Here is an 18,807-nt window from a genome sequence, read left to right as displayed (position 1 = left end):
AGCGGCGTGAACGACCCCGTCGCAGGCGTGGGTTACCGTGGACGAAACAACGCCGGAGGTTCTTGTAGTGAAGTTGTTGCTGGCGCTGGCTGTGCTGGCCGGTGCCTTGATGGGACCCGCGGCGTCCCCGGTCGCGGCCGTCGACGATGTCCCGCGCACGGGTGCCGATGCGTCCTGGCCGAACTGTCCCAAGGGCATGGGCATCCCATCCCGTAAGACCAAGGGCCTGCCGATGCCCACCAAACGTGCGCAGTTCGTCATCCTCGGTCTGACCAACGGGCCGGGCTTCTACCCGAATCCCTGCCTCGCGCGCCAGGTGCGGTGGGTGAAGAAACGGGAACTGCACATCGGCACGTACGCGATGACGACCTTCCCGAAACGCAAGCAGGTCCGCGCTTACGGCGAGCAGGGACCATGGTCGGCCGCGAGCTACCGGGACCGGTTGCGCAACGCCGGCTACGCGCAGGCGCAGTTCAACCTGCAGACCATGGAACGTGTCGGCCTGGACTCGGGATTCATGTGGGTGGACGTGGAGCCCTACCCGGTAGCCCCGTGGACCTCGAACCGCAAGAACAACAAGGCGGTCCTCGACGGGGCGTTGCGTGGTTATCGGGACGCCGGTCTCGAGGTGGGCTTCTACACCTCGCCGGGACCCTGGAGCGACATCATCGGCACAGCTCGCTACGGGCTGCCGGAATGGCGCACTGCCGGGGGTCACCCCTGGTCGGACACCGACTTCTCCGACTCCCGTCGCATGTGCCGCGTGTCGTCCGTGCAGGGAGGGCCGATCCTCGTGGCGCAGTGGTGGGACACGGTGCGTGACCACGACCTGTTGTGCCCACGCGCCCGCACGTCCGAGTGGGTGGACCGTCTGTTCATCAACCCGGGAGAGTACGCATGAGGCGGATCCTCTTGGTAGTCGCCCTGGTCGTCGGCACCTTGGGCGCGACCGCGACGGTGATGGCACCCGCCAACGCCGCGCCGCCTGCATCCGGCTGCTTCACCTACGACTCCGAGCAGTGGGTGCAGACATCCTTCACCGCTTCAGCAGTCGACTGCCTGACGCCGCACAACGGCGAGGTCCTGGGCACGATCACATTGCCCGCGGAGATCGTGGCGACCGGCTACGCCTCCTCGTCGATGAAGGGATACGCCTTCCGGACATGTCAGGCGGTGGCCGTCGACTACGTGTGGACAGCTGCGAAACCCAAGTATCCGAAGGCCAGTTACGTGATGCCGCGCACGGCCCGGCTCAATGTGCAACTACCCACTCCGGAGCAGTGGGCGGCCGGCGAGCGTTGGGCCGCCTGCCTGGGGCAGAGCCGCAACGTGGCACTGTCGGCGCCGCAGACGCGGTCGGGATCAGTGCGGGGTCAGGGCCTCAAGCCCAGCGTGTGCCTGAACCCCCGGGGCTGGGGCGGCATGCGGTGCGCCAAGACCGACGCGGTCCGGTTGACCAATCAGGTCTGGATCCCTTCCTCGTATGCCGCGGTCTACCCCGGAACGAACCGCATGCTGGCCCAGACCCAGAAGCGCTGCGTGAAGTTGCGCAAGAAGGGCTGGACGCTGCGCACGTGGTACGTGCCGGGGGAGTCGGCCTGGAACCGCGGTAATCGCTATGGGTTCTGTGAGATTGTCAAATGACCTGAGGCGTGTATTGCCAATTGTGAATATTGCTTTCACAATGGATACATGACACGTCTCACCAAGTCGCAGGTCGCCCTCATCATCGCGGGCCTGCTGTACGTCATCTCCCCACTGGATTTCATCCCCGAACTCATCGCCGGTCCGCTCGGCATCGCCGACGACGCCGCGATCCTCGGGCTCATCGCCGCCACGATCCTGCGGGCGGCCCAGAAGCCGCAGGTGGTCACGGTCGATTCCCGCTCGTGACCGCGTCCGCGCCGAAACCCACCAGGGCGCAGCAGCGCCGCCAGGAGGAGTTCCAGCGGCTGTGTGCGACGGGCTGGACGGTCTGTTGCGGCGGGGGCGCGAGCCGGCAGGCGCCGCGACCGGAGCAGCCTGCGCCGAAACGCGACTGACGATCGCCCGGACTAACCGGTCGTGCCCAGGGCGCTGCGCAGGTAGTTGAACAGGGCGGCGCCCGAGTTCTCGCTGTACTGGTGCAGTTCCTGCGGGCTGGCCGTCACCTGGTCGCCGTGGAGGCGGTTGAGCAAAGTGGTACAGATCATCGCGAATCTCGAGAAACCCCAGTGATTGAGGTAGCCGGCCAGCATGGCTCCCTCCATCTCGATGTTCCGTACACCGTTGTCGTGGATCCACTCCAGCCACGCCATTTTCGTTTCTGGCGTCTCCATGCAGACCGCCCCGTCGAGCCGGAACTGCTCCAGGAAGAACTCGTTGCCCGCCACGGTCTTGCCGGTGACCATATCGAACTCGGCGGCGTCGTTGGCCGCCACGATCGCCTCTGCTATCGGAGCCGGGAATGTGGAGTCGAACCAGTACTCGCCCATACCGCCGTTGAGGACCCGGTAGGGGCGCAGGTCGGCCATCACACCTTCGGTGGTGACCACGATCGTGCCGCCCTCGACGCCGACACCGCCGCTGGTCCCGACCCGTGCCCAGAAGACCTCGTCCATGGCGCGGGCGTCACCGGCCTTGAGGAAGTACACCATCCGCATGAGTTCCTGCACCGCGATGCTGGCACTGGGCATGCCCATGCCGTGTGAGGCGAAAAGGACCCCCGCGCAGTAGCGCGTGACGAACCGTTCCTCCTTGGGCACCGCCACGATCTCGGCGCCGCCGTTCAGGTCGCTCCAGATCTGCGCGAATTCCTTGATGCGCTGACCTGAGCCGGCCATGATGACGGCCCGGACATCCCGGAAGCGCTGGATCAGCGGGTCGTCGCTGGACAGCCCGAAGTGGTAATACACATCGACGTGCTCCCCAGTCAGTACGGGGTCCAGGAACGCGTGGTTGACGTTGTGGTCCTTCATGAGGCGAGCCTAGGGCAGCGGCCGCCAGCGTCACGCGATGAAACGTGTGGTGATCACGCGGCCGTCGCGGGAGCCGTCGGCGGCGGTGTGATCGGCGACCACAAAGGTCCGTTGCAGCCACCTGTCCGTGCCGTCGAAACGCGGCGTGAAGGGTGTTCGCCCGTGAACGGCCACGTCGTTGTCGACGACGAGGAGGTCGCCCGCCTTCAACGTCACCCGGTGGCGTGTTCGCGGACGAGCCGGGCGAGTTCCTCCAGCGCCTCCTGCGCCACCGGATCCGTACCGCTCATCAGGTCGGCGTCGAGCCACATCTTCGGTGACTCCGGGTCGCCGTAGAGGACCGGCCGGGGGACGGACTGCGCAGCGGATCGGCCACCGGCGTAGGACTCGTCGATGCCGGTGGTGAAACGTGGCTGGAACAGTACCGCCCGCGAGCGTGGGGACAGGGTGCCGAGCACCGCGGCGATGCTGCACAAGGTGGTCGCTGCAGCGGGGTCGCCCCGCAGGCACAACAGCAGCAAGTAGCGCGGCCGGTGCGGGTGGAACGCCGCCTCGGTGTGGAACTCCAGCATGGACTTGCTGGACGTGGACACCTGGCGGTCGGCGTTGTGGCGGGTGGGGGAGATGTTCTGCACAACGTCACCCCCGTGCTCCGGCAGGTAGCCCACCGGACGGCCGAGGATCCGGCCCACCGTGAGCAGGGAGAACTCCGAAACCTGATCGGGCTTGTCAGCCTGCAGGGGTTCTTCCGGCGTGGGCGGGAGGTCTCCGAGCGGCATGTTCTCCAGCAGCAGGGCACCGGACGCCGGCCCGTCGTCGACGAAATCGACGAGCGCCTCGTAGACCGTGGCCGGCAGGGTGCGGCCTGCGTGCGCGACGGCGCGCAGGAAGTCCGGGGAGTTGATCGGCGCAGCTGGTCGGCCACCGGCTGCCAGTCAGAACCGTCCACCACGGCCACCGGCGGATGCTCGACCTCGGGACCGGGTGCTGTGAGCACCGCGTGCAGCGTCTCCTCCACCTCGGGATCGTGCTTGTCCAGCACCGTGCGTGCCCAGAACAGCGCGCCCTGGTCATCGGCCGCCACGTCCTCCCAACGACCGGCTAGCAGGCCGAGGCCGTCGACTCGGCCGGCCACGGGGATGCCGTCCGCAGTGGCCCACACCTCGTCGCACTCCATGCCGAACGCCTGGCTCAAGGGGAAGCGCAGCCCCGCGGCGTCCACGGGGTACACGGGGTCGGCGACCAGCGGGTCGTGCGACGGATGAGGTGGCAGGGGTACGGTCGGCACTCCGAGCGCCTCGAACACCTCCGGCGAGGTGGAGCACACCACGCGGCCAGTAGCACGCAGGTGCGCGATGAGTTCTGCGTCCGGCACGTGCCGCAGGATGACGACGTCGGCTTCCTCCCCGACGGCTGTGGTGATGCCGAGGGGCTCGAGAACTTGTGCCAGCACGCTCACTGTGGAACCTCCATGTCGATAGGGGTGACCTTCGACCACTCGTCGGCGGGGGATGGGTGGCCCCCCTCATCGCCATTCTGCCAGCAGGGTGGCCCGAGGAGCATCGGATCTCACCGGTGAGGCGGCCTTCAGCAACGGTTTTCGCGGTGGGAGACGGGTTCAACGACCGGTTCCGTCGTAGTGCCAGGAGGGCAGCGGGCCAAGCGGGGCCGAATGCGCCGCTCGCCTACTGTGGACGGGTGCGAAGGATCCTGGTGGCCGGGCTGGCCGTGGCGCTGATCGGGGGGTGCGCGGCGTCCGACACCGGTGATCCCGCGGCGGTCGCCGCCGACCCGCCTTCGTCGCTCGCCACGGGGGACAGCGCGGTGGACGAAGTGTACGAGGAACTGACCCCCCGCCAGCGGATCCGCCAACTGCTGATGCCTTCGCTGGACTCCCTGGACCCGGCGGCTGCGCGTGCTCTTGTGCGCCGGACGCGCCCGGGCGGGCTCATCGTGATGCCGCAGGGGACCGCGCGCCAGTGGCGCAGGGTGGTGCAGGCCGCGCAGGCGCAGGCTCGGGCCTCGGGCCTGCCGCCGTTGCTCATCGGCGCCGATCAGGAGAACGGCTCTCTCGTGCGGCGCCTGCGGATGCCCGTCACGCTGCCCGGGGCTATGGTGCTCGGTGCCGCAGTGGCGGGAAACCGTGGTTCCGGTACGACCGCTGCGGCCGACGCGGCCGAGATGACCGGCAGGTGGCTCGCTGCTGCAGGCGTGAACATCGACTTCGCGCCAGTGGCCGATGTCAACGTGCGTCCCAGTAATCCGGTGATCGGGATCCGCTCCCCGGGTGCCTTCCCAGACGTTGTGGGTGACGCGGTCACCGGGCAGGTGAGTGGCTTCGATGCCGCGGGAATCCTCTCGACAGCCAAGCACTTCCCCGGTCACGGGGACACCGCGACCGACAGCCACCTGGGACTGGCCAAGGTCACCCACTCCCGGGCCCAGATGCGGCGTATCGACCTGCCCCCCTTCCAGGACGCCGTGGATGCGGGCATTCCGGCGGTCATGGTCGCGCACGTCACGGTGCCCGCGGTGGATTCCAAGCCGGCCACGGTCTCCAGGAAGGTGGTCACCGGGATCCTGCGCGACGAGATGGGCTTCGACGGCCTGGTGGTCAGCGACTCCCTGGGCATGGGAGCTGTGGCCAGCCGGCCGAATCTCTACCGCGATGTGGTGGCGGCCGGTATCGACGTTCTGCTGATGCCCAACGACCCGGGGGCGGCCGTCGCCGAGGTGCGCCGGGCGGCCGGCGGGGCGGTGCTGTCACGAAGCCGGGTGCGCGCGGCGGTCCGGCATGTGCTGGCCGCCAAGGCGCGGTTGGGTCTGCTCGATGGGCGGCCCCAGTACCCCGCGATGCCCGGCAAGGCAGACTCCCGGCGGGTGGCCCGGACCACGGCCGCAGCGGGCATCACCGTGCTCGGCACCTGCCGCAACCTGGTACGCCGCGGCGCGACCGTGTCCGGCTCCGGCCCGGTCGCCGTGGGGGTGCGGCAGGGTCTGCGGGCGGCGGGTGTGGGGTCGGGTCCGACCCGGATCGTGGTGTCTCCCGGCTCGCCGGGTGCGACGGACGTGTGGGTCGCCACCGGCCCGCCCTACCCGGCGCTGCAGGCGCCGGCGCGTCAGCGGGTGCTGACGTACGGGGATGTGCAGGCCTCCGGGTGGGCGGCCGGTCAGGCGCTCGCCGGCGAACTGACCGCGCTGGGTGGACTGCCGGTGCGCGGGCCCAAGCCCTGCGCCGCGATCGGCTGAGCAGGCACGGCGACACCGCCGCAGGTCAGTGCAGCAGGTCGGACAGCGCCTTCTCCTGCTCCTCGGCCGCGACGAACAGCAACTCGTCGCCGACCTCCAAGGGGTCGTCCTGCGTGGCGGAGATCACCCGGTCCTCGCGCAGGATCGCGACCAGTGACGTGTCCACCGGCCACTCGACGTCACCAACGGCCATCCCGATCACGGCCGAGTCGTGCGGAAGTGTCATCTCCACCAGGTTCGTCTTGCTCTGGCGGAAGGTCAGCAGGCGCACGAGGTCGCCGACTGCCACGGCCTCCTCGACCAGGGCACTGAGCAGTCGCGGGGTGGACACTGCGACGTCGACGCCCCACATCTCATCGAACAGCCACTCGTTCTTCGGGTGGTTGACGCGGGCGACCACTCGGGGTACCCCGTACTCCGTCTTCGCCAGCAGGGATACCACCAGGTTCACCTTGTCGTCACCTGTGGCAGCCACCACGACCTGGCAGCGCTCCAAGCCGACCAGATCCAGTGACGCCATCTCGCAGGCGTCCGCCTTGACGATGTCCACGCCCTCGATACGGGATCTCTCCACGAGGACCGGGTCCTTGTCGATGAGCATCACGTCGTGGCCGATGCCTGCCAGTTCGCGGGCGATCGACTTGCCCACCTTGCCCGCACCGGCGATCGCGACCATCATTGCGGCACCACCGCCCTCCCGGCGCAGCGTTCGTACACCTCGGTCAGAGCCTCTTTGGCGCTCAGCAGCACGGGATCGTCCCCCTCCTGCAGGACGCTGTCGGCAGTCGGCACGACCACCCCGCCCTCCCGGTAGATCAGCGCCACCCGGGTCGGCAGCCCGAAGGACAGATCCTCGGCGCGGTGTCCATACCAACTGCGGTCCAGGATGACCCGGTGCATCACGGCGGCCCCGGTGTCGTCGGCCCACAACTGCTCGGGTTCGCCCGGCAACAGATGGCGCATCATCTGCTCGGTCGTCCAGGCCACGGTGGCCACGGTCGGGATACCGAGACGGGCGTAGATCGCCGCGCGCCGGGGGTCGTAGATGCGGGCCACCACCCGGTCCACCCCGAACTTCTCCCGCGCCACCCGGGCGGCAACGATGTTGGAGTTGTCACCGCTGCTCACCGCGGCGAACGCCTGGGCTTCTTCGATGCCCGCGCTCTCCAGCGCATCGCGGTCGAACCCGATGCCCTGCACGGTCTTGCCTTCGAACGCCGTGCCCAGGCGGGCGAACGATGTGACGTCCTGATCGATGACAGCCACCGAGTGGCCCAGCTCGTCAAGGGTGCGAGCCAACCGGGAACCGACGCGACCGCAACCCATCACCACGAAGTGCACGAGTCAAACGCTACTCGCGTCACGATCTGCGTGCGCACCGGTAAGCCCCTCCTTGCTCGCAACAGCGCTTACCGGGGCCCTACCATCGAGTCGTGCTCACACCGAAGGAGCTCGTCCTCGGCCGGGCTCAGCGCAGTGACCGACTGCACTCGACCCTGTTGCCGAAGCGCATCGCCCTACCCGTGTTCGCCTCCGACGCGCTGTCGTCGGTGTCCTACGCCACGCAGGAGATCCTGCTGGTGCTGTCCTTGGGCGGGCTGGCTCTATTCGCCTTCTCGCCCTGGGTCGCGCTCGGCGTGGTCGCGGTCCTGCTCGTCGTGGTGGCGTCGTACCGGCAGAACGTGCAGGCCTACCCCAGCGGCGGTGGCGACTACGAGGTGGTGACCAAGAACCTCGGACCCAATGCCGGACTGACTGTCGCCAGTGCCCTGCTGGTCGACTACATCTTGACCGTCGCGGTGTCGATGTCCGCCGCGTCGGCGAACATCGCCTCAGCCATCCCATGGTTCGGCCAGCACCTGGTGGCGCTGACCACCGGGCTGATCGTGGTGGTGACGCTGCTCAACCTGCGCGGGGTCCGGGAGTCGGGGACGCTGTTCGCGATCCCGACGTACGCGTTCATCTTCGGGATCTTCGCGATGATCGTCACCGCCGGCTTCCGGCTGGCCGCCGGCGACACCCTCCTCTCCGAGTCGACCGCCTACGAGATCAAACCTGAGGAAACGTTCGCCGGCGCCGCATTGGTGTTCCTGTTGGCCAGGGCCTTCTCCTCCGGGTGCACGGCCCTCACGGGTGTGGAGGCGATCTCCAACGGGGTGCCGGCCTTCCGCAAGCCCAAGAGCAAGAATGCCGCGACCACGCTGGTGATGCTGGGTCTGCTGAGCATCACGATGTTCATGTCGATCACGATCCTGGCGCTGGTGACGAAGGTGAAGGTCACCGAGAACCCGGAAGACCTCATCGGCCTGCCGCCGGGTCAGGACCAGAAGACGGTCATCGCCCAGATCGCGCAGGCGGTGTTCAGCAACTTCCCGGCGATGTTCATCTTCGTCTCGACGGTCACGGCCCTGATCCTGGTGCTGGCGGCCAACACGGCGTTCAACGGCTTCCCGGTCCTGGGATCGATCCTGGCGCAGGACAACTACCTGCCCCGGCAGTTGCACAACCGTGGTGACCGGCTGGCGTTCAGCAACGGCATCGTGACCCTGGCGTTGATGGCCATCGTGCTGGTGGTCATCTTCGAGGCCAGCGTCACCGCCCTCATCCAGCTCTACATCGTCGGGGTCTTCATCAGTTTCACGCTGAGTCAGTTGGGCATGATCCGGCACTGGACGCGGTTGCTGCGCACCGAGGAAGACCCCACGGTCCGGTCGTCCTACGTGCGGCGGCGGATCATCAACTCCATCGGGTTCGTGATGACGGGCAGCGTGCTGATCATCGTGCTGGGCACGAAGTTCACCCACGGTGCGTGGATCGTGTGCATCGCGATTCCGGTGCTGTTCACGATCATGAAGGGCATCCAGGGCCACTACGACAAGGTGGCCATCGAACTGACCCCGCTGGACGACGAGCGCTTCCTGCTGCCCGCTCGGGTCCACGCCATCGTGCTGGTCGCGAAGATCCACAAGCCCACGCTGCGGGCACTGGCGTACGCCCGCGCGACCCGGCCCTCCACGCTGGAGGCACTGACGGTAGAGGTCACCCCGGGCGACTCGGAAGCGATCATCGAGGAGTGGGAACGCCGCCAGATCCCCGTGACGCTGAAAGTCCTGGAGAGTCCGTTCCGCGAGATCACGAAGCCAGTGGTGGACTACGTGCGCAACTTCCGCCGGGAGAGTCCCCGGGATCTGGTGACCGTCTACGTCCCCGAGTACGTCGTGGGGCACTGGTGGGAGCAATTGCTGCACAACCAGAGCGCGCTGCGGCTGAAGAGCCGGTTGCTCTTCACTCCCGGTGTCATGGTGGTCAGTGTGCCGTGGCAGTTGGAGTCCAGTGACCGCGTGGCGGACAAGGACGAGGCGGAAGCGCCTGGCGCGCTGTACCGGGGTATTCCCACGCGCAGCCCGGAGTGACCGGTGCCGGAGATCGTGGTGCGCGCCGACGCTGCGGCGCACGGTGGCACCTGTGTGGGACGCGTGGACGGCCGCGTCGTGTTCTGCCGCCTGTGCCTGCCCGGTGAGACCGTCCGGGCGCAGGTGGACGACGACGGGCCGGACGCGCGGTTCTGGCGTGCCGAAGCTGTCGCTGTCGAGTCCGGTTCCAGCCCTGACCGGGTCGTGGCCGCGTGTGCTTGGTTCGGGCCGGGTCTGTGCGGCGGCTGCGCCTGGCTGCACGCCGACGGGGCCGCCCAACTCCGGATCAAGGAGCAGGTGCTCGAAGAAACCCTGCTGCGGATCGGTGGCATCACCTGGACCCCGGAGGTGCGGGACCTGGGCCTGGCCACGGGATGGCGCACCCGACTGACACTGCATTCCGATGCCGGCGGCCGGGCGGGGTTCCATGCCGCGCGCAGTCACGAGGTAGTACCCATCGGTGACTGCCTGCAGGCTGATCCCGCTCTTGGACTCACCGAGCTGCTGACCCGGCGCTGGCCACCCGACGCGCAGATCCACGTCAGCGTCAGCACCTCGGGCAGGGCTGTCGTCGTGACCTCCGCTGTTGGCAGGACGGCCGAAGGTCCTACCGAACACGTTCACGTGGTTGCCGGCCGGCGGTTCGCCTGCGCGGCGGACGGCTTCTGGCAGTCGCATCGCCTGGGTGCGCAGGTGCTGGTGGACTCGGTGAGGGCACTTGTCGGCGAGGCTTCCGGGACAACCCTGCTGGACCTTTACGCCGGCGTCGGGCTCTTCGGTCTGTCGATGAGCGAGCACTGGCAGCAGGTGGTGCTGGTCGAGGGGGACCGTCGTGCCGCAGGCTATGCCCGGGCCAATGCCGCGGGTGACCCGTCAACCCGGGTCGTGGCACGCGACGTCCGGCGCTGGGCACACCACCCCGAACCGGCCGACGTGGTGGTGCTGGACCCACCACGGGCCGGGGCGGGACGGGCCGTGGTCACCGCCATCGCCGCCACCCGGGCGCGGACGGTCGTGTACGTGTCATGCGAACCGTCGACCTTGGCCCGGGACCTGGCCTGGTTCCGCGACGCGGGTTACGAGCCTGATCGCATCGAGGGCTTCGACCTGTTCCCGGGGACGGCCCACCTGGAGACGGTCGTGCGGCTGCGCCCCACCCGACGGTAGCCGCCTGGCGTTCCGGGCCGTGCCGATGGCGCACTAGGCTGGTGGCGACCGTCCGGCGATGGGAGATGTAGTGGCAAGCCTCGACAGTTTCGGTGCCAAGTCGCAGTTGCAGGTGGGGGAGGAGTCCTTCGAGATCTTCCGCCTCGATGCCCTGGGCGAGCTGGACCTCCCCTACACACATCGGGTCCTCCTGGAGAACCTGCTGCGTACCGAGGACGGCGCCAATGTCACCGCAGACCAGATCCGGGCGCTTGCGGACTGGGATCCCACGGCCACGCCCAGCCAGGAGATCCAGTTCACCCCAGCCCGGGTCATCATGCAGGACTTCACGGGGGTCCCGTGTGTCGTCGACCTCGCCACCATGCGCGAGGCGTTCACGGCGATGGGCGGGGATCCGGCGCGCATCAACCCGCTGGCGCCGGCCGAACTCGTGATCGATCACAGCGTCATTGCGGACTACTTCGGGACGCAGCAGGCGCTGCAACTGAACGTGCAGCTGGAATACGAGCGCAACCGCGAGCGGTACCAGTTCCTGCGCTGGGGGCAGAGCGCGTTCGACGAGTTCCGGGTGGTGCCGCCGGGCACCGGCATCGTGCACCAGGTCAACATCGAGCACCTCGCCCGGGTCGTGATGATCCGCGACGGGCAGGCCTACCCGGACACCTGCGTGGGCACCGACTCCCACACCACCATGGTCAACGGACTCGGCGTGCTGGGCTGGGGGGTCGGTGGCATCGAGGCCGAGGCGGCCATGCTCGGGCAGCCGGTGAGCATGCTCATCCCGCGGGTCGTGGGATTCAAGCTGTCCGGCAAGTTGCCCGCCGGGGCGACCGCCACGGACTTGGTCCTCACCATCACGGAGAAGTTGCGGCAGCACGGCGTCGTCGGCAAGTTCGTCGAGTTCTACGGTGACGGCGTGGCAGCAGTGCCCCTGGCGAATCGCGCAACCATCGGCAACATGAGCCCCGAGTACGGCTCCACGGCGGCCATTTTCCCCCTTGACGACGAGACGCTGGCCTACCTGCGGCTCACCGGCCGCAGCGACCAGCAGATCACCGTCGTGGAGGCCTACGCCAAGGCCCAGGGGCTGTGGCACGACCCGGCGCGTGAGCCGGCCTACTCCGAGTACCTCGAACTCGACCTCGGCGACGTGGTACCCAGTCTCGCCGGGCCGAAGCGCCCGCAGGACCGGGTGCCGCTGGCCACCGCGGCGCACGCTTTCGGTGAGGCGCTGCCGGCCTACACCGACGACCCTGCCACCACGGCAACCCTGACGATGGAAGGCCAGGAGGTCACCATCGGGCACGGTGCAGTGGTCATCGCGGCCATCACCTCGTGCACGAACACGTCCAACCCGTCGGTGATGCTGGGCGCCGCGCTGCTCGCCAAGAAGGCGGTGGAGGCCGGCCTGACGCGTAAGCCGTGGGTGAAGACGTCCTTGGCCCCGGGATCGCAGGTCGTCACCGACTACTACGAGAAGTCCGGGCTGATGCCGTACCTGGAGAAGCTCGGCTTCGACATCGTGGGGTACGGCTGCACGACGTGCATCGGCAACTCCGGCCCGCTGCCCACGGCGTTGAGCGAGGCGATCCAGGGTGCGGACCTGGCGGCGGTGTCCGTGCTCTCCGGCAACCGCAACTTCGAAGGGCGCATCAACCCGGACGTCAAGATGAACTACTTGGCCTCCCCGCCACTGGTGGTGGCTTACGCCCTGCTGGGCCGGATGGACGTGGACATCGTCACCGAGCCGCTGGGCACCGGCGCCGACGGCCGACCGGTGTACCTGCGCGACATCTGGCCCACCGACACCGAGGTGCAGGACGTCATCCGGCAGGCGATCGACGACGACATGTACGCCCGGCGATACGCCGACGTGTTCGCCGGTGACCAGACCTGGCAGAACCTGCCCACCCCGACCGGCTCGACCTTCGCTTGGGACGCCGATTCGACCTACGTGCGCAGGCCACCGTACTTCGAGGGCATGCAGGCCGTTCCGGCACCGGTGACCGACGTGACTGGCGCCCGGGTCCTGGCCAGGCTCGGGGACTCGGTGACCACCGACCACATCTCCCCGGCCGGTGCGATCAAGGCCGATTCCCCTGCTGGCCGGTACCTCGCCGCGCACGGGGTGTCTCCCAAGGACTTCAACTCCTACGGGTCGCGCCGCGGCAACCACGAGGTCATGATCCGCGGCACGTTTGCCAACATCCGGCTGCGCAACGAGTTGGTCCCCGGCGTCGAAGGCGGCTTCACCGTGGACTTCACCACCGGCGAGCCGTCGACGATCTACGACGCGGCCCAGAACTACGCCGCCACCGGCGTGCCCCTGATGATCCTGGCCGGCAAGGAGTACGGCTCCGGCTCGTCGCGGGACTGGGCGGCCAAGGGCACGTCCCTGCTGGGGGTGAAGGTCGTGATCGCCGAGTCCTTCGAGCGCATCCATCGGTCGAACCTCATCGGCATGGGCGTGCTGCCGCTGCAGTTCCCGCCCGGCCAGACCGCCGACACCCTCGGGCTGACCGGCACGGAGACCTTTGATGTCACGGGGATCTCCGATCTCAACGCCGGTGGGATTCCGGCGACCGTGAAGGTACGGGCGGCATCGGACACCGGCGTTGTCGAGTTCGATGCCGTGGTTCGCATCGACACCCCTGGCGAGGCCGACTACTTCCGCAACGGTGGCATCCTGCAGTACGTGCTGCGCTCGCTGCTGGAGTCGTGACCACTGCGCCACCCGGGTGGCCGTCCGACCTCCCACCTCCGGGGGCGGGCTTCGAGGAGTCGGTCACCGGATGGCTGCTCGATCGCCTGCCGCCGGAGTACCGCCTGTCACCGGCCCGCAAACACCCGCTGATCCTGGCGATGGTGGCCGAGCATCACGCGCGGGCGACCCTCGATGGGACCCGTGAGGTCTACCGGCAGTTGCGTGCCCGGATGCGCGACTGGCTCGAGCCGACCGAGATCGACGCGGGGTTGTTGGCCCTGGAGGATCTCGCGGCGCAGTTCAGTCGCAGCGCGCGCGAGGTGGGCCTGGTCGAGCAGGCCCTGCGCGGGCAGGTATGGCGACCACGGCTGTGAGCGCGGGGCCCCCGCGTCCCGACGGGCGCCCCGCGTGGGTCGCCGTACACTTGAACGGTGTCCGTTCTCGAGGGGATCCGTGGTCCCGACGACCTGCGCTCGCTCGATGACGGGCAGTTGGAGCAACTGGCCGGCGAGATCCGTGAGTTCCTGGTGGCGAAGGTGTCGCGCACCGGCGGTCACCTCGGCCCCAACCTCGGTGTCGTGGAACTGACCCTGGCCATGCACCGGGTCTTCGACTCCCCGCGCGACGCGCTGCTCTGGGACACCGGTCACCAGGCGTACGTCCACAAGATTGTGACCGGACGCCGCGACGCCTTCGACACGTTGCGCCAGAAGGGTGGGCTGTCCGGCTATCCCAGCCGCGCTGAGAGCCCCCACGACTGGATCGAGAACTCCCACGCGAGTACCGCACTGGCGTACGCCGACGGCTTGGCCAAGGCCTGGGAGGCCCGCGGCATGCTGAACAGCCGGCACGTCGTGGCGGTGATCGGCGACGGTGCCCTGACCGGGGGTATGGCCTGGGAGGCGTTGAACAACATCGCGGCGTCCAACCGCCCGATGGTGGTCATCGTCAACGACAACGAGCGCAGTTACGACCCGACCATCGGCGGGCTGGCCAACCACTTGGCGACCCTGCGCACGACGAAGGGGTACGAGCGGTTCCTCGAGTGGGGGCGCAAAGTCCTGGACCGCACGCCGGTGGTCGGACGGCCGGCCTTCGAGACCCTGCACGGGCTCAAGAAGGGGGTCAAGGACGTTGTCGCGCCGCAGGGGATGTTCGAGGATCTCGGCCTGAAGTACCTGGGCCCGGTCCCCGGGCACGACCGGGAGGCGGTGGAGCAGGCGCTGCGGCGGGCCAAGCGCTACCCCGGCCCGGTCCTCGTGCACGTACTGACGCAGAAGGGCCGCGGCTATCCGCCGGCCGAGCAGGACGAGGCCGACCGTTTCCACGGCGTCCCGGTCATCGACCCCGCCACCGGACGGCCGACTGCCGCGGCGCGCACGAGCTGGACGTCGGTGTTCTCCGATGAGATGTGTGCTGTGGCCGCGGAGCGGCCCGACGTCGTCGCCATCACCGCTGCCATGCTCGGCCCGACCGGCCTGGCGGCCATGAAGCAGCAGTACCCGCAGCGGGTCTACGACGTGGGTATCGCCGAGCAGCACGCCATCACCTCGGCTGTGGGCATGGCCATGGGCGGGCTGCATCCGGTGGTGGCCATCTACGCCACGTTCCTCAACCGCGCCTTCGACCAAGTGCTCATGGACGCCGCGCTGCACCGTGCAGGTGTCACGATCGTGCTCGACCGTGCCGGTGTCACCGGCGACGACGGTGCCAGCCACAACGGGATGTGGGACATGTCGATCCTGCAGGTGGTGCCGGGGCTGCGGCTGGCAGCTCCGCGCGACGGGACCCGGCTGCGGGCGAACCTGCGCGAGGCGGTCGCGGTCGGTGACGCCCCGACAGTGGTGCGATTCGCCAAAGGGGCGCTGCCCGAGGACATCCCGACTATTCGCAGCCAAGGCGGAGTCGACCTTCTGTACGACCGGGGGCGGCCGGACGTGCTCATTGTGGCCGTGGGTGCCATGGCCGGGCCGGCGCTGGACGTGGCTGACCGGTTGGCCGACCAGGAGATCGGCGCCACCGTCGTCGATCCGCGGTGGGTCAAACCCGTGCCGGACGAAGTGGTGGAGATGGCGCAGCGGTATCGCCTGGTGGTCACCATCGAGGACAACGGGGTGGTGGGCGGGGTTGGCGCCGCCATCGCCGGGCGGATGCGGGAGGCGGGGTCACGGACACCTCTGCGCACAATCGGGATCCCGCAGAGGTTCCTCGATCACGGCAGTCGGGCGCAGGTCCTTGCCGAGGCCGGGCTGACGGCCCAGCAGATCGGCCACCAGGTGATCGGATGGATCAGTGCCGACTCAGCGGCGCTCGACCTGGACGCCCACGTGGACGAGTCCGCGGAGTAGCCGACGCGCTACGCCGAACGGGTGACGTTGAGTGACGGTTTGATTACGCTGGGTCCATGGCGGGACCAATGGTGACGCTGCCTGGTCGCCTCGCTGCCTCCTGGGTGGCTGTGCTGATCTGCGCGTACATTCTGGCCGCCTTCTCGACACCAGGATCCGGTTTGCCACCCGTGGCGTTGCCGGCCGGAATTGTTGTCGCCGCGGCCGTTGCGCTGCCCCGGCCGGTGGCGGGCGCGGTCTGCACGGCGGCGCTGGTGAGCCTCGGCTTTGTCTACGGGCAGGCCGGATACTCCGTCGGGGCGGCCATGGCACTGGCGGTGGGTGTGCTCAGCGGCTCGCTGCTGATGGCCACGATCTTGCGCAGACTGCACGTGTTCCGGGTGCAGGCGCTGGCGGACCTGTTCACAGTGGGTGTGGTGGCCGTTTCCGTCAGCGGAATGACCGCGGGCGCTTTGGTTGTCGTGCGCCCCGAGGCTGTGGGGGACTGGCCGCTCTGGTGGCTCACCGTGTGTCTGGGGATGGTGCTGCCCTTGCCGGCTCTGGTGCAGATGGATCAGTGGCATCTGCCCGAGCATCGCGGCCGCCGGGTGGAGCTGGTCCTGCTGCTGTCGGCGGTGGGTGTCCTGACGTTCCTGGCCTACCTGGCTCGTGCCGCCGTCGTCCCCGGGCGACCCGGGTACCTGCTGCTGCCGGTGTTGCTGTGGCTGGGGCTGCGCATGGGCCTGGTGGCCGTGAGCGGAGCAGGCACGGTGGTGGCTGCTGTGCTCATCGGTGGTGAGAGCAGCGTGGGCTGGAAGAACGCCGTGAGTGTCGCCTGGCCCATGCACGTGGTGACGGTGCTCGCCACTGTCATAGGGGTCCTGGTGCTGTACGCGGTGGCTCTGCAGGAGCAGCGTCGGCGTGACGGGGAGCGACTTCTGCAGGACAGTCAGGACTTCGTGCGCGCCATGCTCAGCAACAGCCCTGCGGTGGTGGCCGTCACCCACTACGACCAGCAGGGCGTCGGCACTCTGGACATGGTCAGTCCGATGCTCTGCAGCGTGCTCAACACCTCAGCCGAGGAACTGCGAGGCCGTTCCTGGCCCGACGTCCTCGGCGAAGTCCTGGGTCGGCAGGCGCAGCAGGAGGATCTGCAGGTGCTGCGTTCCAGCCGGTCCCAGGTGTTCGTCAGCCGGGTGGGTCCGCGCCGGGCGCGGCGGACACTGATGGCCACGAAATTCCCCCTGCCGCGGACGGCCAGCGGCGACCGCTCGGTGGGGATGGTGGCGCTGGACGTCACCGAGCATCGACGCCGGGACCGGATGATGCGACTGACGTTCGACCTTTCCCCCGTGGCCATGGCGCGACTGGCGGTCTCCGGTGACACCCTCGGCCCGATCCTGGACGCGAACGCCGCCCTCGGGGCCCTCCTGGGCACGGATCCGGTCGGGCTGCGCGGGGACGACCTGCGCCGTTTCCTGCCTCCCGAGGAGCGAGAGGTGGCGTGGTCCCCGGACGTGGTGCGCGAGGAGGGCAGGGGAACCGCCCGTGAGGTCCGGGTGGTCACGGCGCAGGGTCGCACGCTGTGGGTGGCCATGACCATTTCGGTACTCCATGGCGGCGATCGCGACGACGAGGCGTTCGCGCTGGCGGTCATCGAGGATGTGACGGACCGCCACGATGCCGAGCAGACGCTGACCTATCAGGCCCGTCATGACGCCCTGACCGGCTTGCCGAACCGGTATGCACTGGTGGAACGTCTCGAGGCGTCTCTGCAGCGGCTGTGGGGGACCAAGAGCCATGTGGCGGTGCTGTTCTGCGACCTCGACGGTTTCAAGACCCTCAACGACACACTGAGCCATCGGGCCGGCGACGTTGTGCTGGTGGCGGTGGCCGAGCGCTTGCGGGGGGCCGTGCGGCCGCAGGACACCGTGGCCCGGCTCGGCGGCGACGAGTTCGTGGTGATCGCCGAGGACGTGGCCACCCCGCAACAGGCCCTGGATCTGGGTGGGCGGCTGTGCGACAGCATGCGGGCGCAGTTCCGGGTGCAGGGCCGTGAGGTCGGGCTGAGCGTCTCTGTGGGTGTCGCCACCACGGTGGACCCGCGGACCAGCAGCGAGGATCTGCTGCGGCAGGCGGACCTGGCCATGTACCGCGCCAAGGACGCCGGCCGCAACCGTGTCGAGCCGTACGTGGACAACCTGGAGGTTGCGGCCCTGACCCGCATGGAGAACCAGGAGTACCTGCGCCGCGCCATCGCCGATGGGTCGGTTCACATGGAGTACCAACCGGTCGTCCCGCTGGACGGCGGCGAGGTCAACGACGTGGAGGCGTTCGTCCGGATCCCCGCACCGGGCGCGGTGGGGGCGGGTGACTTCATCGACAGCGCTCAGCGCAGCGGGTTGATGGGGGCCCTCGGTGGTGAGGTCCTGCGCCTAGCCGTCGACGATCTGGCGCAGTGGCGCCGGGCGGGCCTGAAGGTGCGCGTTCAGCTCAACATCTCGCCCGCCCAGGTGGCCGAGCAGGGATTCCCGCAAGCGGTCCTGGATCAGGTTCTGGCCGCGGGTCTGCAGCCGGGTGACCTGGGCTTCGAGGTCATCGACTCCCCAGTCCTTTGGGAGTCCGAGCAGACCATGTCCGGCCTGAGCCAACTGCATCACCTCGGGTTCCAGGTGGGCATCGACGGCTTTGGGACCGGCTACATGGGACTGTCCGCCCTCAAGCGGGTGGCCGCGGACTACGTGAAGATCGATCGTTCCTTTGTGGCGGGCGTGGTCGGCAGCCGCGAGGACCAGGTCATCGTGCAGGCGATCATCCAGGTCGCCCACGATCTGGGCCATGAGGTTATCGCCATCGGTGTCGAGAGCCCAGCGCAGCTCGAGGCGCTGCGCGCCCTGGGCTGCGACCGGGTGCAGGGCTACCTGCACAGCGCCCCGGTGCGTGCGAGCAGGGTGCCGGAGATCGTGGCTGCAGTCGGCTGAACACGGCGC

15 protein-coding genes are annotated in these 18,807 nt (G+C 68.7%); 10 read left to right on the top strand and 5 right to left on the bottom strand.

All coding sequences use genetic code 11. The annotated features are described in order from the left end of the window. Window positions 1–67 precede the first annotated feature (67 nt). From IPG68_09820 to IPG68_09810, 3 genes are read left to right on the top strand one after another with little or no spacing between them, the layout of a single operon-like run. On the top strand, window positions 68–901 hold the full coding sequence (locus IPG68_09820; protein ID MBK6763535.1) for a hypothetical protein: 834 nt from the start codon (window positions 68–70) through the stop codon (window positions 899–901). Then, window positions 898–1,644, top strand: coding sequence for a septum formation family protein (locus IPG68_09815; protein MBK6763534.1), 747 nt, complete (start codon window positions 898–900; stop codon window positions 1,642–1,644). The genes IPG68_09820 and IPG68_09815 overlap by 4 nt, the downstream gene beginning before the upstream one ends. Before the next feature lie 48 nt (window positions 1,645–1,692). After that, window positions 1,693–1,893 (top strand): DUF1232 domain-containing protein, encoded by a 201-nt coding sequence (locus IPG68_09810; protein MBK6763533.1) that lies wholly within the window; start codon window positions 1,693–1,695, stop codon window positions 1,891–1,893. 161 nt (window positions 1,894–2,054) lie between these two features. Here the strand turns inward: IPG68_09810 and IPG68_09805 are convergent, their stop codons facing one another. Genes IPG68_09805 through IPG68_09795 form a run of 3 tightly spaced genes read right to left on the bottom strand, consistent with a single transcriptional unit; the run spans window position 2,055 to window position 3,736 of the window. Continuing rightward, complete coding sequence (locus IPG68_09805) at window positions 2,055–2,957, bottom strand: uridine phosphorylase (protein MBK6763532.1); 903 nt, start codon at window positions 2,955–2,957, stop codon at window positions 2,055–2,057. A gap of 30 nt (window positions 2,958–2,987) precedes the next feature. Further along, window positions 2,988–3,173 (bottom strand): TauD/TfdA family dioxygenase, encoded by a 186-nt coding sequence (locus IPG68_09800; GenBank protein ID MBK6763531.1) that lies wholly within the window; start codon window positions 3,171–3,173, stop codon window positions 2,988–2,990. Next, a complete protein-coding gene (locus IPG68_09795) occupies window positions 3,170–3,736 on the bottom strand; it encodes a TauD/TfdA family dioxygenase (GenBank protein ID MBK6763530.1) in 567 nt (188 codons plus the stop codon). The genes IPG68_09800 and IPG68_09795 overlap by 4 nt, the downstream gene beginning before the upstream one ends. A 919-nt stretch (window positions 3,737–4,655) precedes the next feature. Here IPG68_09795 and IPG68_09790 point away from each other — a divergent pair. Beyond that, window positions 4,656–6,206, top strand: a complete 1,551-nt coding sequence (locus IPG68_09790; GenBank protein ID MBK6763529.1) for a glycoside hydrolase family 3 protein — start codon at window positions 4,656–4,658, stop codon at window positions 6,204–6,206. A gap of 25 nt (window positions 6,207–6,231) precedes the next feature. On the opposite strand, the gene IPG68_09785 is transcribed toward IPG68_09790, so the two are convergent. After that, window positions 6,232–6,885: a TrkA family potassium uptake protein gene (locus tag IPG68_09785; GenBank protein MBK6763528.1), complete on the bottom strand. Its 654-nt coding sequence runs from the start codon at window positions 6,883–6,885 to the stop codon at window positions 6,232–6,234. Next, on the bottom strand, window positions 6,882–7,547 hold the full coding sequence (locus tag IPG68_09780; protein MBK6763527.1) for a TrkA family potassium uptake protein: 666 nt from the start codon (window positions 7,545–7,547) through the stop codon (window positions 6,882–6,884). The genes IPG68_09785 and IPG68_09780 overlap by 4 nt, the downstream gene beginning before the upstream one ends. A gap of 92 nt (window positions 7,548–7,639) precedes the next feature. Between IPG68_09780 and IPG68_09775 the strand changes: the two genes are divergently transcribed. From IPG68_09775 to IPG68_09750, 6 genes are read left to right on the top strand one after another with little or no spacing between them, the layout of a single operon-like run. Continuing rightward, window positions 7,640–9,619, top strand: a complete 1,980-nt coding sequence (locus IPG68_09775) for an APC family permease (protein MBK6763526.1) — start codon at window positions 7,640–7,642, stop codon at window positions 9,617–9,619. Between the two features lie 3 nt (window positions 9,620–9,622). After that, window positions 9,623–10,786: a class I SAM-dependent RNA methyltransferase gene (locus IPG68_09770; protein MBK6763525.1), complete on the top strand. Its 1,164-nt coding sequence runs from the start codon at window positions 9,623–9,625 to the stop codon at window positions 10,784–10,786. Window positions 10,787–10,844: 58 nt separating this feature from the next. Then, the gene (gene acnA, locus IPG68_09765) at window positions 10,845–13,508 is read left to right on the top strand and encodes an aconitate hydratase AcnA (GenBank protein ID MBK6763524.1); all 2,664 of its coding nucleotides are present in this window, start codon (window positions 10,845–10,847) and stop codon (window positions 13,506–13,508) included. Continuing rightward, window positions 13,505–13,864: a hypothetical protein gene (locus IPG68_09760; protein ID MBK6763523.1), complete on the top strand. Its 360-nt coding sequence runs from the start codon at window positions 13,505–13,507 to the stop codon at window positions 13,862–13,864. Before acnA ends, IPG68_09760 begins: the two co-directional genes overlap by 4 nt. 57 nt (window positions 13,865–13,921) lie before the next feature. Then, window positions 13,922–15,838, top strand: a complete 1,917-nt coding sequence (locus IPG68_09755; GenBank protein ID MBK6763522.1) for a 1-deoxy-D-xylulose-5-phosphate synthase — start codon at window positions 13,922–13,924, stop codon at window positions 15,836–15,838. Window positions 15,839–15,894: 56 nt separating this feature from the next. Beyond that, entirely contained in the window at window positions 15,895–18,798 is a 2,904-nt protein-coding gene (locus tag IPG68_09750; GenBank protein ID MBK6763521.1) for an EAL domain-containing protein, read from the top strand. Window positions 18,799–18,807 lie beyond the last annotated feature (9 nt).

It is taken from the genome of Micrococcales bacterium, assembly GCA_016703125.1.
GTDB lineage: Bacteria > Actinomycetota > Actinomycetes > S36-B12 > UBA10799 > JADKAV01.
The sequence above is the reverse complement of the archived record's forward strand: the minus strand, read 5'-3'. Positions and strand labels throughout refer to the sequence as shown.